Annotated in this window: 13 protein-coding genes and 1 pseudogene; 10 read left to right on the plus strand and 4 right to left on the minus strand. The window is 72.1% G+C overall.

The features are described 5' to 3' along the window. Positions 1–48 precede the first annotated feature (48 nt). Entirely contained in the window at positions 49–1191 is a 1143-nt protein-coding gene (locus tag GLX30_RS25840) for a glycosyltransferase family 4 protein (protein ID WP_159692809.1), read from the plus strand. 244 nt (positions 1192–1435) lie between these two features. Here GLX30_RS25840 and GLX30_RS25845 read toward each other — a convergent pair whose 3' ends face one another. Further along, complete coding sequence (locus GLX30_RS25845; RefSeq protein WP_159692811.1) at positions 1436–3232, minus strand: AMP-dependent synthetase/ligase; 1797 nt, start codon at positions 3230–3232, stop codon at positions 1436–1438. 281 nt (positions 3233–3513) lie between these two features. Here GLX30_RS25845 and GLX30_RS25850 point away from each other — a divergent pair, with 281 nt between their 5' ends. The 6 genes from GLX30_RS25850 (at position 3514) to GLX30_RS25875 (ending at position 8450) form a co-directional block, all read left to right on the plus strand. Next, positions 3514–4281 carry a metallophosphoesterase gene (locus tag GLX30_RS25850; RefSeq protein WP_159692813.1) on the plus strand — a complete coding sequence of 256 codons (768 nt, stop codon included), beginning with the start codon at positions 3514–3516 and terminating at the stop codon, positions 4279–4281. A 91-nt stretch (positions 4282–4372) separates the two neighbouring features. Then, positions 4373–4822, plus strand: coding sequence for an SRPBCC family protein (locus tag GLX30_RS25855; protein ID WP_159692815.1), 450 nt, complete (start codon positions 4373–4375; stop codon positions 4820–4822). After that, the gene (locus tag GLX30_RS25860; protein WP_159692817.1) at positions 4822–6081 is read left to right on the plus strand and encodes an ArsA-related P-loop ATPase; all 1260 of its coding nucleotides are present in this window, start codon (positions 4822–4824) and stop codon (positions 6079–6081) included. The genes GLX30_RS25855 and GLX30_RS25860 overlap by 1 nt, the downstream gene beginning before the upstream one ends. A 68-nt stretch (positions 6082–6149) precedes the next feature. Continuing rightward, positions 6150–6593, plus strand: coding sequence for a DUF5304 domain-containing protein (locus GLX30_RS25865; protein ID WP_159692819.1), 444 nt, complete (start codon positions 6150–6152; stop codon positions 6591–6593). A gap of 65 nt (positions 6594–6658) precedes the next feature. Next, positions 6659–7600 (plus strand): ROK family glucokinase, encoded by a 942-nt coding sequence (locus GLX30_RS25870; RefSeq protein WP_159692821.1) that lies wholly within the window; start codon positions 6659–6661, stop codon positions 7598–7600. Positions 7601–7706: 106 nt separating this feature from the next. Beyond that, positions 7707–8450 carry an endonuclease/exonuclease/phosphatase family protein gene (locus GLX30_RS25875; protein WP_159692823.1) on the plus strand — a complete coding sequence of 248 codons (744 nt, stop codon included), beginning with the start codon at positions 7707–7709 and terminating at the stop codon, positions 8448–8450. Between the two features lie 326 nt (positions 8451–8776). On the opposite strand, the gene GLX30_RS25880 is transcribed toward GLX30_RS25875, so the two are convergent. The 3 genes from GLX30_RS25880 to GLX30_RS25890 are packed head-to-tail and all read right to left on the minus strand — an operon-like array spanning position 8777 to position 10417. Further along, positions 8777–8977, minus strand: coding sequence for a hypothetical protein (locus tag GLX30_RS25880; protein WP_159692825.1), 201 nt, complete (start codon positions 8975–8977; stop codon positions 8777–8779). A 59-nt stretch (positions 8978–9036) separates the two neighbouring features. After that, positions 9037–9618 carry a hypothetical protein gene (locus tag GLX30_RS25885; protein WP_159692827.1) on the minus strand — a complete coding sequence of 194 codons (582 nt, stop codon included), beginning with the start codon at positions 9616–9618 and terminating at the stop codon, positions 9037–9039. Continuing rightward, the gene (locus tag GLX30_RS25890) at positions 9611–10417 is read right to left on the minus strand and encodes an alpha/beta fold hydrolase (RefSeq protein WP_159692829.1); all 807 of its coding nucleotides are present in this window, start codon (positions 10415–10417) and stop codon (positions 9611–9613) included. Before GLX30_RS25890 ends, GLX30_RS25885 begins: the two co-directional genes overlap by 8 nt. Before the next feature lie 187 nt (positions 10418–10604). Here GLX30_RS25890 and GLX30_RS25895 point away from each other — a divergent pair, with 187 nt between their 5' ends. From GLX30_RS25895 to GLX30_RS25905, 3 genes and pseudogenes are all read left to right on the plus strand, one after another. After that, positions 10605–11357, plus strand: coding sequence for a lysophospholipid acyltransferase family protein (locus GLX30_RS25895; RefSeq protein ID WP_208545486.1), 753 nt, complete (start codon positions 10605–10607; stop codon positions 11355–11357). Between the two features lie 30 nt (positions 11358–11387). Further along, positions 11388–12595 (plus strand): annotated as a pseudogene (locus GLX30_RS25900) (DUF5931 domain-containing protein). Beyond that, entirely contained in the window at positions 12592–13266 is a 675-nt protein-coding gene (locus GLX30_RS25905) for a response regulator transcription factor (RefSeq protein ID WP_159692831.1), read from the plus strand. The pseudogene GLX30_RS25900 and the gene GLX30_RS25905 overlap by 4 nt, the downstream one beginning before the upstream one ends. Positions 13267–13343: the final 77 nt, after the last annotated feature.

Genomic DNA, 13343 nt, shown 5'->3' on the forward strand with positions numbered 1-13343 from the left:
GGCGGTGCCCGAACCAGGCGACCGGGCCGTTCGGTACTGTCTGCGGCGATGCACAAGACCTTGATCGTGACCAACGACTTCCCGCCCAGGCCCGGCGGCATCCAGGCGTTCCTGCACAACATGGCGCTACGGCTGGACCCCGGGCAACTCGTCGTCTACGCCTCCACCTGGAAGCGCGGCCGGGAGGGGGCGGAGGCGACCGCGGCGTTCGACGCCGAGCAGCCCTTCACGGTCGTACGCGACCGTACGACGATGCTCCTGCCTACCCCACGGGTCACCCGCACGGCAGCGCGCCTCCTGCGCGAACACGGCTGCGAGTCCGTGTGGTTCGGCGCGGCCGCCCCCCTCGGACTGATGGCCCCCGCGCTGCGGCGCGCGGGCGCGCGCCGGCTGGTGGCCACCACGCACGGCCACGAGGCCGGCTGGGCGCAGCTGCCCGCGTCACGGCAACTGCTCCGCCGCATCGGCGAGGGCACGGACACGATCACGTACCTCGGTGAGTACACGCGCTCACGCATCGCCGCGGCGCTGACGCCGGAGGCCGCGGCCCGCATGGTGCAGCTGCCGCCGGGAGTCGACGAGAAGACGTTCCATCCCGGCTCGGGCGGCGACCTGGTCCGGCGACGGCTCGGCCTGAGCGACCGACCCGTGGTGGTGTGCGTCTCACGCCTCGTACCGCGCAAGGGCCAGGACACGCTGATCCGCGCCATGCCCGCGATCCTCGCGAAGGTGCCGGACGCGGTGCTGCTGATCGTCGGCGGCGGCCCCTACGAGAACGAGCTGCGGGGTCTCGCGGCGCAGACCGGGGTCGAGGGGTCGGTGCGCTTCACCGGCGCTGTGCCGTGGTCCGAGCTCCCTGCGCACTACGGCGCCGGTGACGTCTTCGCCATGCCCTGCCGGACCCGCAGGGGCGGCCTGGACGTCGAGGGCCTCGGGATCGTCTACCTGGAGGCGTCGGCGACCGGCCTGCCCGTCGTGGCGGGCGACTCGGGCGGCGCGCCGGACGCCGTGCTCGACGGCGAGACCGGCTGGGTCGTCCGTGGCGGCTCTGCGGAGGAGTCGGCCGAGCGCATCGTGCACCTGCTGGAGGACCCGGAGCTGCGGAAGCGGATGGGGGAGCGGGGGCGGGCCTGGGTCGAGGAGAAGTGGCGCTGGGACCTGCTGGCGGAGCGGCTGAAGGCATTGCTCTGAGGGGGCGGGGCGGCGGGCGTGGCCGCTGCGCGGGGCTTGTCCCCTCCCCGCCCTTCCCGAACCTGGGCAAGCCCCGGGCCCCGTACCGCCCTGCGGGCGGCGTACCGCGCTTCGCGCGGTGACCTCAACGCCGGGCGGGCTGAAATGCCGCTGCGCGGCATCCAGCCTCGCCGGCGGAGGCAACTTCAGCCTCGCCGGCGACTGAGGCGCGGGGGCCCGGGGGCGGCGGAGCCCCCGAGGGTGGTCAGGAGCGGTAGATCGATTCGATCTCGTCCGCGAAGTCCTTCGCCACCACGTTGCGCTTGAGCTTCAGCGACGGCGTGATGTGGCCCGCCTCCTCCGTGAACTGCGCCGGCAGGATGCGGAACTTGCGGACCGACTCCGCCTTGGAGACCGCCGCGTTGCCGTCGTCGACGGCCTTCTGGATCTCCGCCCGCAGGTCCTCGTCGTCGCGCAGGGACGCCGCCGTGGAGCCGGACGGCTTGCCGTTCTCCGCGGACCAGCGGCCCAGGAACTCCTCGTCGATGGTGACGAGCGCGCCGACGAACGGGCGGCCGTCGCCGACGACCATGCACTCGGCGACGAGGGCGTGCCCGCGGATGCGGTCCTCGATCACCGCGGGGGCGACGTTCTTGCCGCCGGCGGTGACCAGGATCTCCTTCTTGCGGCCGGTGATCGCGAGGTACCCGTCCTCGTCGAGGGTGCCGATGTCGCCTGTGTGGAACCAGCCGTCGGCCAGTGCGTCGGCCGTCGCGCTCTCGTTGTTCCAATAGCCGGAGAAGATGTGCTCGCCGTGCAGCAGCACCTCGCCGTCGTCCGCGATCCGCACCACGGAGCCGGGCAGCGGCTGGCCGACCGTGCCGATCTTCTGGCGGTCCCACGGGTTGAACGCGGTCGCCGCGCACGACTCGGTGAGGCCGTAGCCCTCCAGCACGGTGAAGCCGATGCCGCGGAAGAAGTGGCCGAGCCGCTCGCCCAGCGGCGCGCCGCCGGAGACCGCGTACTCGCCGCGGCCGCCGAGGACGGCGCGGAGCTTGCTGAAGACGAGCTTGTCGAAGACCTTGTGCTTGAGCTTCAGGCCGACCGGCACGCCGCCGGGGCCGCCCAGGGCGCGGCTGTAGGCGATGGCCGTGTTCGCGGCCTTGTCGAAGATCTTGCCCTTGCCGTCCGCCTGGGCCTTGGCCCGAGCGGAGTTGTAGACCTTCTCGAAGACCCGGGGCACACCGAGGATCAGGCTCGGCCGGAAGGACGCCAGTTCGTCGGTGAGGTTCTTGATGTCCGGGACGCAACCGAGCCTGATCGGCGCCATCACGGCCGCGATCTCGACCATGCGGCCGAAGACGTGCGCGGCGGGGAGGAACAGCAGCACGGAGCTCTCGCCCGTACGGAACAGCGGCTTCAGACGCTCGACCAGGTTGCCGCACTCCGCGAAGAAGGCGCGGTGGGTGAGCACGCAGCCCTTGGGGCGGCCGGTGGTGCCGGAGGTGTAGACGATGGTCGCCGGGTCGTCGGCCTTGGCGGAGGCGCTGCGCTCGTCGACGGTCGCCTCGGAGATCTCCGCGCCGGCGGCGGTCAGTTCGTCGACCGCGCCCTTCTCGATCTGCCAGACGTTCCGCAGGGCCGGCAGCGACTCGCGCACGGACTCCACGGCGGCGGCGTGCGCGTCGCCCTCGACGATCACGGCGGCGGCGCCGGAGTCACCGAGGATCCACTGCACCTGCTCCGCCGAACTGGTCTCGTAGACCGGTACGGTGACCGCGCCGGCGCTCCAGATCGCGAAGTCCAGCTGGACCCACTCGTAGCGGGTGCGGGACATCAGGCCGACCCGGTCGCCGGGCCGGATACCGGCGGCGATCAAGCCTTTGGCGGCAGCACGCACCTCGGCGAGGAACTGCGTCGCGGTGACGTCGGTCCATCTGCCGGCGACCTTGCGGCCCATCACCGCCACATCCGGGTGCTGCGCGGCATTGCGGCGGATGAGATCCGTCAGGTTGCCGTCCGTGGGGACCTCGTACAGGGCCGGAAGGCTGAACTCGCGCAAGACTGCTGCTCCTCATCGGGCGCCGGCGCCACGGCTCTGTGTGATGCACCGGCTGCGGTCCAAGATCGGGCAGGTGCTCGGTGGGGGTGAGCACGACTGGACTGCCCGGACGTTACCCACGAGTACACGGTTCCCGATAGGGGTTCCCGGCCAATGTTCTGTGCGTCACACATCGATGGCTGGACTTCGCGCAGAGTATTCCACTCTCCGTGCGGGACCCAAGTAACCGCAGGTAGGCCCCCTCTACCCAGGTACTCTCGACGGGTTCTAGGGTGATCGCCATGCGAGTCAACGTGGTCAGCGATGTGCACGGCAATGCAAAAGATCTCGCCACTGCGGGCGACGGCGCCGATGCCCTGATCTGCCTCGGTGACCTGGTGCTTTTCCTTGACTACGCCGACCACTCACGCGGCATCTTTCCGGAACTGTTCGGCGTGGAGAACGCCGACCTGATCGTGCAACTGCGCACCGCCCGGCGCTTCGAGGATGCCCGGGAGCTCGGACGCAGGCTCTGGGGAGAGCTCGACATCGACAGGGAGACCGCCATCGAGGCGGCCGTACGGCGCCAGTACGCCGAGCTGTTCGCCGCCTTCCCCACCCCGACGTACGCCACTTACGGCAACGTCGACATCCCGGCCCTGTGGCACGAGTACGCCCGCCCCGGCACCACCGTCCTCGACGGCGAGCGGGTCGAGATCGGCGGCCGGGTCTTCGGATTCGTCGGCGGCGGACTGCGCACCCCGATGCGCACCCCGTACGAGATCTCCGACGAGGAGTACGCCGCCAAGGTCGAGGCGATCGGCGAGGTCGACGTGCTCTGCTCCCACATCCCGCCCGACATTCCCGAGCTGACGTACGACATCGTCGCCCGCCGCTTCGAACGCGGCAGCCGCGCCCTGCTGGACGCGCTGCGGCGCACCCGGCCCCGGTACGCGCTCTTCGGTCATGTGCACCAGCCGCTCGTCCGCCGGATGCGGGTGGGCGCGACCGAGTGCGTCAACGTCGGGCACTTCGCGGCCGGCGGCCGTCCCTGGTCCCTGTCCTGGTGACCCGGGGCACGCACCGGAGGGCCGTGCGATCGCGATAGCCTGCACCCCACACACCTGCCCGGTCCGTACCGCACTGTGAGGAGCCGCAGAGATGGCGGAACACACCAGCTCGAGCATCACGATCGATGCGGCACCGGCCGAGGTCATGGGCGTCATCTCCGACTTCACCCGCTACCCGGAGTGGACCGGCGAGGTGAAGGAGGCGGAGGTGCTCGCCACCGACGCCGAGGGACGGGCCGAGCAGGTCCGCCTGGTGCTGGACGCCGGCGCGATCAAGGACGACCACACCCTCGCCTACACCTGGCACGGGGCCGACGAGGTCAGCTGGACCCTGGTGAAGTCCCAGATGCTGCGCGCGATCGACGGCTCCTACCGGCTCTCGCCGGTCGGCGGCGGCGACCGTACCGAGGTCACGTACCAGCTCACCGTCGACGTCAAGATCCCCATGCTCGGCATGATCAAGCGCAAGGCGGAGAAGGTCATCATCGACCGCGCCCTCGCCGGTCTGAAGAAGCGCGTCGAGAGCGGCGCCGGCGCCTGATGCGCAAGGTCCTCGTCACCGGCCTCGGCGGCGCGGGCCGCACCACCGTCGCCGCCGCCACGGCGCTCGCCGAGGCCGCACGCGGCAGGCGAGCGCTGCTCCTGTCCGCCGACCCGGGCGACGTGCTCGGCGCACCGGTCACCGCCCGCCCCGAGGAACCCGCCCGCGTCCGCGAGGGCCTGTGGGCCGCCCGCATCGACGCCGGCTCCGACTTCCGCGCCGAGTTCCTCGACCTCCAGGAGCGTGCCTCCACGGCGCTGGACCTGCTGGGCGCGGCCAGGCTCGAGGACGAGGAACTGACACGGCTGCCAGGCAGCGAGCAGTTCGCCCTGCTGCGCGCGCTCACCGTCGCCTCGCGCGGCGGCTGGGACGTGGTGGTCATCGACATGCCGCCGCTGCACGAGACGATCGCGTTGCTCGCGCTGCCCGAGGAACTGCGCCGCTATCTGCGCCGCCTCCTCCCGCAGGAACGCCAGGCCGCCCGCGCACTGCGCCCCGTGCTCGCCCAGCTCGCCGGAGTCCCGATGCCCGCCCGGTGGCTGTACGGGACCGCCGAGCGCTGGGACACCGAACTGGCGGGTGTGCAGGCACTGATCGAGTCCGTGAACACCACCCTTCGGGTCGTCGCCGAGCCGGGCCCTCGGGCCTCCGCGGCCCTCCTCGAGGCACGCGCCGGACTCGCCCTCCACGGACTCCCCGTGGACACCCTGGTACCGAACCGGAGCCTGCCGAGGGAATCGGCGGACCCCTGGCTCGCCCCTCTCGTCGCCCAGCAGGAGAAATGCCTGCACGAGTGGTACGGCGCCTGGCTGCCCGGCGCCTCCCTGTGCGAGGTCCCCCACCTCGGCCGGGATCCGCAGGGCCTCGAGGACCTCGCGCTGCTCGACACCCGAGCCGTCCGCACCGCCGCCGGCGGGGACGGACCACGGGGCGACGGACTCGCCGTCGAAGGCGTCCCGGACCGGGAAGGCCCCCGAGGAGGCGTCGGCCGGATCGAACGGCCCGAGCCGTCCGCGGCCGGCCCCGACGCCCAGGAGGCCCTCTACGTGTGGGAACTGGAGCTGCCCGGCATCGTCAAGGACCGGCTCTCACTCGTCCGCCGTGGGGATGAACTCCTGATCGAGGCGGGGCCGTTCCGCAGGGTCCTCCCGCTGCCCTCGGCGCTGCGCCGCTGCACCGTCGCCGGCGCGGGTCTCGCGGACGGCACACTCAAGGTCCGCTTCACGCCGGACCCGGGACTGTGGCCGCGGACACGCTGAACGCCGTACCACCGTTCGGGTACCGTCGAGAGCACACAACCCCTCGAAACGGCCCCCAGGAGTACGTCATGAGCGATGCGAACGAGCGCCCCGACGCCGACGCCTGGGCCACCGCCTGCGAGGAGGACCTCCAGCAGGAGCGGGCCCGGCGCCGGGCCGAATACGGGCAGCCGCCCGGTTCCGCGGCGGAAGAACTGCGCAAGCTCTTCGACGTCGTGGCGGAGAAGGTCACCTCCTTCCAGTCGTCCCTGCCCGGCATGGCCGCGCAGAGCGCCGTCCAGCAGTTCGTGACCCAGGCGAAGGCCGCCGTCGAGCCGGTCATCGAACGAAACCCGCAGGTCTTCGACCACCTCGCGGCCGCCGGCGGCGAACTGCTCGCCGCCTACCGGTCCGCCGTCGAGGGCCAGGAACGCCGCTGGACGCAGCGCCCCGCGGGCTCCGAGGACGCCAAGGACACCGACGACCCGCGCGACGAAGGCCCCGGCGGCAGCGAGCACATCGACCTGGACTGACCAGGGCATGCCCGCCCTCGGGTACGGTTGGCCTTAGCGGGGCTCGACCGAATACTGAGGGACACATGGGACTCACCATCGGCGTCGACATCGGCGGCACGAAGATCGCGGCGGGCGTGGTCGACGAAGAGGGCGCCATTCTCGAGACGCACACCGTGCCCACCCCGTCGACTCCCGAAGGCATCGTCGACGCGATCTGTGCTGCCGTCGCAGGAGCCGGCCAGGGCCACGAGATCGAGGCCGTCGGTATAGGAGCCGCCGGTTACGTCGACGACAAGCGCGCCACGGTCCTCTTCGCGCCGAACATCGACTGGCGCCACGAGCCGCTCAAGGACAAGGTCGAACAGCGTGTCGGCCTTCCCGTCGTCGTCGAGAACGACGCCAACGCCGCCGCGTGGGGCGAATACCGCTTCGGCGCCGGCCAGGGCCACGAGGACGTCATCTGCATCACGCTCGGCACCGGCCTCGGCGGCGGCATCATCATCGGCAACAAGCTCCGCCGCGGGCGGTTCGGCGTCGCCGCCGAGTTCGGGCACATCCGGGTCGTGCCCGACGGCCTCCTCTGCGGCTGCGGCAGCCAGGGCTGCTGGGAGCAGTACGCCTCCGGCCGGGCCCTCGTCCGCTACGCCAAGCAGCGAGCCAACGCCACACCGGAGAACGCGACGATCCTGCTCGGCCTCGGCGACGGCACCGTCGAAGGCATCCAGGGCAAGCACATCAGCCAGGCCGCACGGCAGGGCTGCCCCGTCGCCGTCGACTCCTTCCGTGAGCTGGCGCGCTGGGCGGGGGCCGGTCTCGCGGACCTGGCCTCCCTCTTCGACCCGTCGGCGTTCATCGTCGGCGGCGGTGTCTCCGACGAGGGCGACCTCGTCCTCGACCCCATCCGCAAGTCCTTCCGCCGCTGGCTGATCGGCGGCCAGTGGCGGCCGCACGCCCAGGTGCTCGCCGCGCAACTGGGCGGCAAGGCGGGGCTGGTGGGCGCGGCGGACCTGGCACGCCAGGGCTGACCGCGGAATCCGTCTCCGGCAGGTGCCCGCCGCGCCCGCCGAAGGGCGCGGCCTTGTGGGCCGCGTCCTTCGGGAAGCGCGGCGGGCACCGTCGTATGTTGCTTCCATGGCGATCACCCAACTGCCCAAGTGCCGGACCGAGCCGGACGGTTCGGCCGTGGTCCGGGTCCTCGGCTACAACATCCGCTCCATGCGCGACGACGAGGAGGCGCTGGCCCGGGTGATCCGGGCCTGCGAACCCGACCTGGTGTTCGTCCAGGAAGCGCCGCGCTTCTTCCGCTGGCGCAAGCACGCCGCGCGGCTCGCCGCGAAGACCGACCTGGTGATGCTGTCCGGCGGAGCGACGGCGGCGGGCCCGATGCTGCTGTGCTCGCTGCGGGCCACGGTGGAACGCACCGAGGACGTCCTGCTGCCGCGCACCCCCGGCCTGCACCGGCGGGGCTTCGCCACGGCCGTCGTCCGCTTCGGGGGCGCGCGGGTGGGACTGATCAGCTGCCATCTGAGCCTCGCGGCCGACGAGCGCCTCTCCCAGGCGGAGCTGCTGCTGGAGCGGCTGAAGGCGATGGACGTGCCGCACGCGATCGTCGCGGGCGACATCAACGAACGGCCAGGCGGCCGGGCCTTCGGCCGCCTGGCGGCGGAGCTGCAGGACTGCTGGGCGGTGGCCCCGTGGGGCGGCGAGTTCACGTCCACGGCGGCCGGGCCGCACCAGCGGATCGACGCGGTCTTCGCGACGGAGGGGGTGGAGGTGCTGGGGTGCGGGGTGCCGGATCTCCCCGCCGCGGACCTGCGGACGGCGTCCGACCACCTCCCGGTCCTGGCGGCCCTCCGCGTCCCCGCGACGCACTGACGCGCTCACCTGTGGCGGGCGCTTCCCTCTCCCCGCACCTCCTTGCTGCATCGATGGGCGGCTCCGCCGCGTGGGGGCTCCGCCCGGACCAGACACCGCGCTTCGCGCGGTGTCTGCGGGGCTCTGCCCCGCACCCCGGCGCCTCGATCGCCGGTGTCTGCGGGGGCCCCGGCGACTCGATCGCCGGCGGGGCCGGGAATGCCCCCGTCGGCGTAGCCGGAACCGCCGCAGGCGGGCCTGGTTCGCGAAGCGAATCCAAGCCCGCCTGGGGGCACCTCCCACGGCCGCCAGGCCGTAGGGCCAGTTCCAGGGCACGGCCGAATGCCTCACGAGGTCCGGGGCTTGCCCCGCAACGCGGCGGAGCCGCACCTGAACGGCTTCGCGCCCGGCGGGTCGGCCGGTTCCTCGCGGTATCCGGCGACGATGCGCTCGGCGGGGTCGGCCGGTTCCTCGCCGTATCCGGCGAGCATGGCCGCCCAGGCCGCGTCCCCGTCGATGAGGCCCCGCCACGCGGCGGAGCCGCACACAGCGGGAAGGGGCGGGGCGGGGCAACGCCCCGCGCAGCGGCCTGGTGGCCGCCCCGCGGTCAGACCACCGCGCCCCGCCCCGGATCGTCGTTCTCGTCGTCGTCGCCGTGCGACATCCGCGCGACCAGCGTCGCGAAACCGCCCAGGAAGCCGCCGACGCACAGCGTCGTCAGCCACCACGTCATGTTCCACCGCAGGATCACCGCGATGAGCATCAGCACCGGCCCGCCGATCACCGCCAGCCACGCGAACTTCGACGTCGCGTCGGCCTCCGGCAGCGGCGGGGGCTCTGGCGGGACGAAGTGGCCCTCGTCGCCGTCGCCGTCGCCGTCGCCGTCGTCGATGTCGCCGTCGGGCGGCTCCACGACCTGGTAGTCGCGCGGCCCGCCGACGCCCGGTGCGAAGGTGACCGAGCTGCCCAGCGCCGGCTTGTCGTCGTCGGGCCGGCCCGCGGGCGCGGGCCCGGGATCCGGTGTGTCGTTCATGTCGCTCTCCAGGAGCGCCAGGTCCTCCACCGACTTGAACGGCTTCGCGCCCGGCGGGTCGGCCGGTTCCTCGCCGTATCCGGCGACGATGGCCGCCCAGGCCGCGTCCTCGTCGATCGGTTGCGGCTCACGGTCCGCGTCGTGCTGGTCAGCCACCGGTCGTGCTCCCTCCCAAGGCTTCCGGCGCGGGAGACCCCGTGGTCCCCGCGCTCGGAGCGAGCCGGCCGATGAACGCGTAACTCTCCTCGAAGATCCGCTCCGCATCGTGGTCCAACGTCGCGACGTGGTAGCTCTGTTCCAGCAGGATCTCGGTGACGTCCGTGGAGGAGACACGGCTGAGGATCCGGGCCGAGTCGGCGGCCGGCACCACGTGGTCCTCCGGGCTGTGCAGCAGCAGCATCGGCTGCGTGACCTGCGGAAGCTCCCCGTCGACCATACGGAAGAACTGCCGCACCGAATGCGCGGCGTGCAGCGGTACCCGGTCGTACCCCAGCTCCTCCACGCCCTGCTTGGCGATGTCGCTGGTCAGGCCCTTCGTGGACGGCACCAGGTGGCGCACCACGGGCAGCAGCGACGCCATCGCTCCGTGGACCTTGTTCGCCGGGTTGACGACGGCGACGCCCCGCACCGCGTCGCCGTGCCTGGCGGCGAGCCGCAACGTCAGGGCACCGCCCATGGAGAGGCCGAAGACGAACACGTGCCGGCAGCGCTCGAGCAGCGAGCGCAGTTCCCTGTCCACCTCCGCGTACCAGTCCTGCCAGCCGGTGACCTGCATGTCCTGCCAGCGGGTGCCGTGACCGGGCAGCAGCGGCAAGGACACCGTGAGGCCCCGCTCCGCCAGATACTCGGCCCAGGGCCGCAGCGACTGCGGGGAGCCGGTGAATCCGTGACAGAGAAGGACGCCGACCTCGCCGCCGTCGTGGCGGTAGGGCTCGGCTCCAGGAAGGACCGGCACCGGGGTCTCCTGTTCGTGAGGTACGCGGGCGTACGGGAAGGTCGAGGGTGTCCTTCACGGTACGCGACCGGACCGACACCGACCAGGGCCGTTCCGGCACGCGGGCACGGCGGCGACGGACCCGGCGCGGCGGACGGGGGCCGACCTCGGGATAAGGTCTGTTCGAAAGCAACAGGAGGCATTCGAGTTGATCTACGGCGCCATGAAGTTCTCCATCGGGGGTTCGCTGAAGCTTGCCTTCAGGCCCTGGGTGGAGGGTCTGGAGAACATTCCGGCCGAGGGCCCCGCGATCCTCGCCAGCAACCATCTGTCGTTCTCCGACTCGTTCTTCCTCCCCGCTGTGCTCGACCGCAAGGTCACCTTCATCGCCAAGGCGGAGTACTTCACCTCGCCGGGCGTGAAGGGCAAGCTGACGGCCGCGTTCTTCAAGGGTGTCGGCCAGCTGCCGGTGGACCGTTCGGGTGCCCGCGGCGCAGGCGAGGCGGCGATCAAGGCCGGGATCGACGTGATCGAGTCCGGTGGACTTTTCGGCATCTACCCGGAGGGCACCCGCTCCCCGGACGGCCGCCTCTACCGCGGCAAGCCGGGCGGCCTCGCCCGTGTGGCGCTGGCCACGGGCGCGCCAGTGATCCCCGTCGCGATGATCGACACCGAGAAGATCCAGCCGCCCGGCAAGGTCGTCCCCAAGCTGATGCGCCCGGGTATCCGGATCGGCAGGCCGCTGGACTTCAGCCGCTACCACGGCATGGAGGGTGACCGCTTCATCCTGCGCTCGGTGACCGACGAGGTCATGTACGAGATCATGAAGCTGTCCGGCCAGGAGTACGTCGACATCTACGCGACGGCCGCGAAGCGTCAGATCGCCGACGCGGAGAAGGCGGAGAAGGCGGCCCGGGCCGAGGCGGAGAAGGCCAAGAAGGCGCAGCGGCCGGCCGCCTGACCGGCGCGGCGCTGCTACGGGGTGGGGGAGATGGCCAAGCGCGAGCGTGTCGTGCGGATGTCGGTCGAGCTGCCGCTGTGGCGTGCGCTGACCGCCTACCGCGTGCTGACCATGGTCTACGCGGTGCTGCTCTTCGTCTTCACCCGGCAGAACTTCGAACGCCCGCTGGTGGCGGCCGGCTTCCTCGCGGTGCTGGCCGTCTGGACCCTGGCCACCCTTCCCAAGGTCGCGAACGCGGCGCGCTGCACCAGGGGTTTCCTGGCCACGGACCTGACCATCGCCCTCACCGGCATACTGCTCACCCCGCTCGCCGACGCGCACGCCCAGACCCACGACGGCCCCACCCTGCCCTCGATCTGGACGGCGGGCTCCGTGCTCGCCTTCGCCATCAAGGGCGGCTGGCGCTGGGCCGGTTTCGCCTCGTCGTTCGTCGCCGTCGCCAACATCATCGAGCGGGGCGAGCCCAGCCGGGACACCTTCCACAACGTCCTGCTGGTGTGGGTCGCCTCCATAGCGATCGGCTACGTCGTCGAGGTGGCCCGCGCCTCCGAGCGCACCCTTGCCCGTGCCCTGGAGATCGAGGCGGCGACCCGTGAGCGGGAGCGCCTGGCGCGTGACATCCACGACAGCGTTCTCCAGGTCCTGGCGATGGTGCAGCGGCGGGGCACGGCGCTGGGGGCGAGGCGGCGGAGCTGGGCAGGATGGCGGGCGAGCAGGAGGTGGCGCTGCGCAGCCTCGTCGCCGGCGGTCTGGTCCCGGCGTCCCGGGTGTCGGAGGACGAGTCCGAGGGCGCGGTCGTACGGATCGTGGAGGTCCCGGACGACGACGGGCCCGCGCGGCCGTGCGACCTGCGGACGCTGCTCGCCCCGCACGCCGGGGCGAAGGTGACGCTGTCGGAGCCGGGCGCACCCGTCCTCATGGACGCCCCGGCGGCCCGTGAGCTGGCGGCGGCGGTCGGGGCCGCACTGGACAATGTGAACAGGCACGCGGGCCCGGACGCCCAGGCATGGATCCTGGTCGAGGACTGGCCCGACGAGGTGATCGTGACGGTCAGGGACGACGGTCCGGGTATCGCGGACGGCCGGCTCGCGCAGGCGGAGGGGGAGGGCCGGCTCGGAGTCGCCCAGTCCATCCGCGGGCGGCTGCGGGATCTCGGCGGTACGGCCGAGCTGCTGTCGGTCCCCGGCCAGGGCACGGAGGTAGAGCTCAGGATCCCCCGGGGGAAGGCAGCGAAATGACGGATCAGCGGACGCTCAAGGTGATGGTGGTCGACGACCACCCGATGTGGCGGGACGCGGTGGCACGCGACCTCACGGAGGCCGGGTTCGACGTGGTCGCCACGGCGGGCGACGGTGCGCAGGCCGTGCGCCGGGCCAAGGCCGCGGTGCCCGACGTCCTCGTGCTCGACCTCAATCTGCCCGAGATGCCGGGCGTGCAGGTGTGCAAGGAACTGGTCGGGGCCCTGTCCGGACTGCGTGTCCTGGTGCTGTCCGCCAGCGGGGAGCACGCGGACGTCCTGGAGGCGGTGAAGTCGGGCGCCACCGGCTATCTGCTGAAGTCGGCCAGCACGGAGGAGTTGACGGACGCGGTGCGCCGCACGGCCGCGGGCGATCCCGTCTTCACACCGGGCCTCGCCGGTCTGGTGCTCGGCGAGTACCGCCGGCTCGCCTCCGAGCCCGGTCCGCCGGCCGGCGCGGACGAGCCGAAGGCCCCGCAGCTGACGGACCGGGAGACCGAGGTACTGCGGCTGGTCGCCAAGGGGTTGTCGTACAAGCAGATCGCGGAGCGGTTGGTCATCTCGCACCGCACCGTCCAGAACCATGTGCAGAACACCCTGGGCAAGCTTCAGTTGCACAACCGCGTCGAGCTGGTGCGGTACGCGATCGAGCGCGGCCTGGACGACGTCTGACCGCACGGCAGGCCGGTTCGAGGTGTACCCGTACGAGTGAATGGCGGACGGCCGACGACCGCGCCACGCACAGGAAT

It is taken from the genome of Streptomyces sp. Tu 2975 (genome assembly GCF_009832925.1).
Classification (GTDB): Bacteria; Actinomycetota; Actinomycetes; order Streptomycetales; family Streptomycetaceae; genus Streptomyces.

Coding starts and splice junctions, on each gene's coding strand:
- GLX30_RS25840 (WP_159692809.1), top strand. CDS start 49: ATGCACAAGACCTTGATCGTGACCAACGACTTCCCGCCCAGGCCCGGC.
- GLX30_RS25850 (WP_159692813.1), top strand. CDS start 3,514: ATGCGAGTCAACGTGGTCAGCGATGTGCACGGCAATGCAAAAGATCTC.
- GLX30_RS25855 (WP_159692815.1), top strand. CDS start 4,373: ATGGCGGAACACACCAGCTCGAGCATCACGATCGATGCGGCACCGGCC.
- GLX30_RS25860 (WP_159692817.1), top strand. CDS start 4,822: ATGCGCAAGGTCCTCGTCACCGGCCTCGGCGGCGCGGGCCGCACCACC.
- GLX30_RS25865 (WP_159692819.1), top strand. CDS start 6,150: ATGAGCGATGCGAACGAGCGCCCCGACGCCGACGCCTGGGCCACCGCC.
- GLX30_RS25870 (WP_159692821.1), top strand. CDS start 6,659: ATGGGACTCACCATCGGCGTCGACATCGGCGGCACGAAGATCGCGGCG.
- GLX30_RS25875 (WP_159692823.1), top strand. CDS start 7,707: ATGGCGATCACCCAACTGCCCAAGTGCCGGACCGAGCCGGACGGTTCG.
- GLX30_RS25905 (WP_159692831.1), top strand. CDS start 12,592: ATGACGGATCAGCGGACGCTCAAGGTGATGGTGGTCGACGACCACCCG.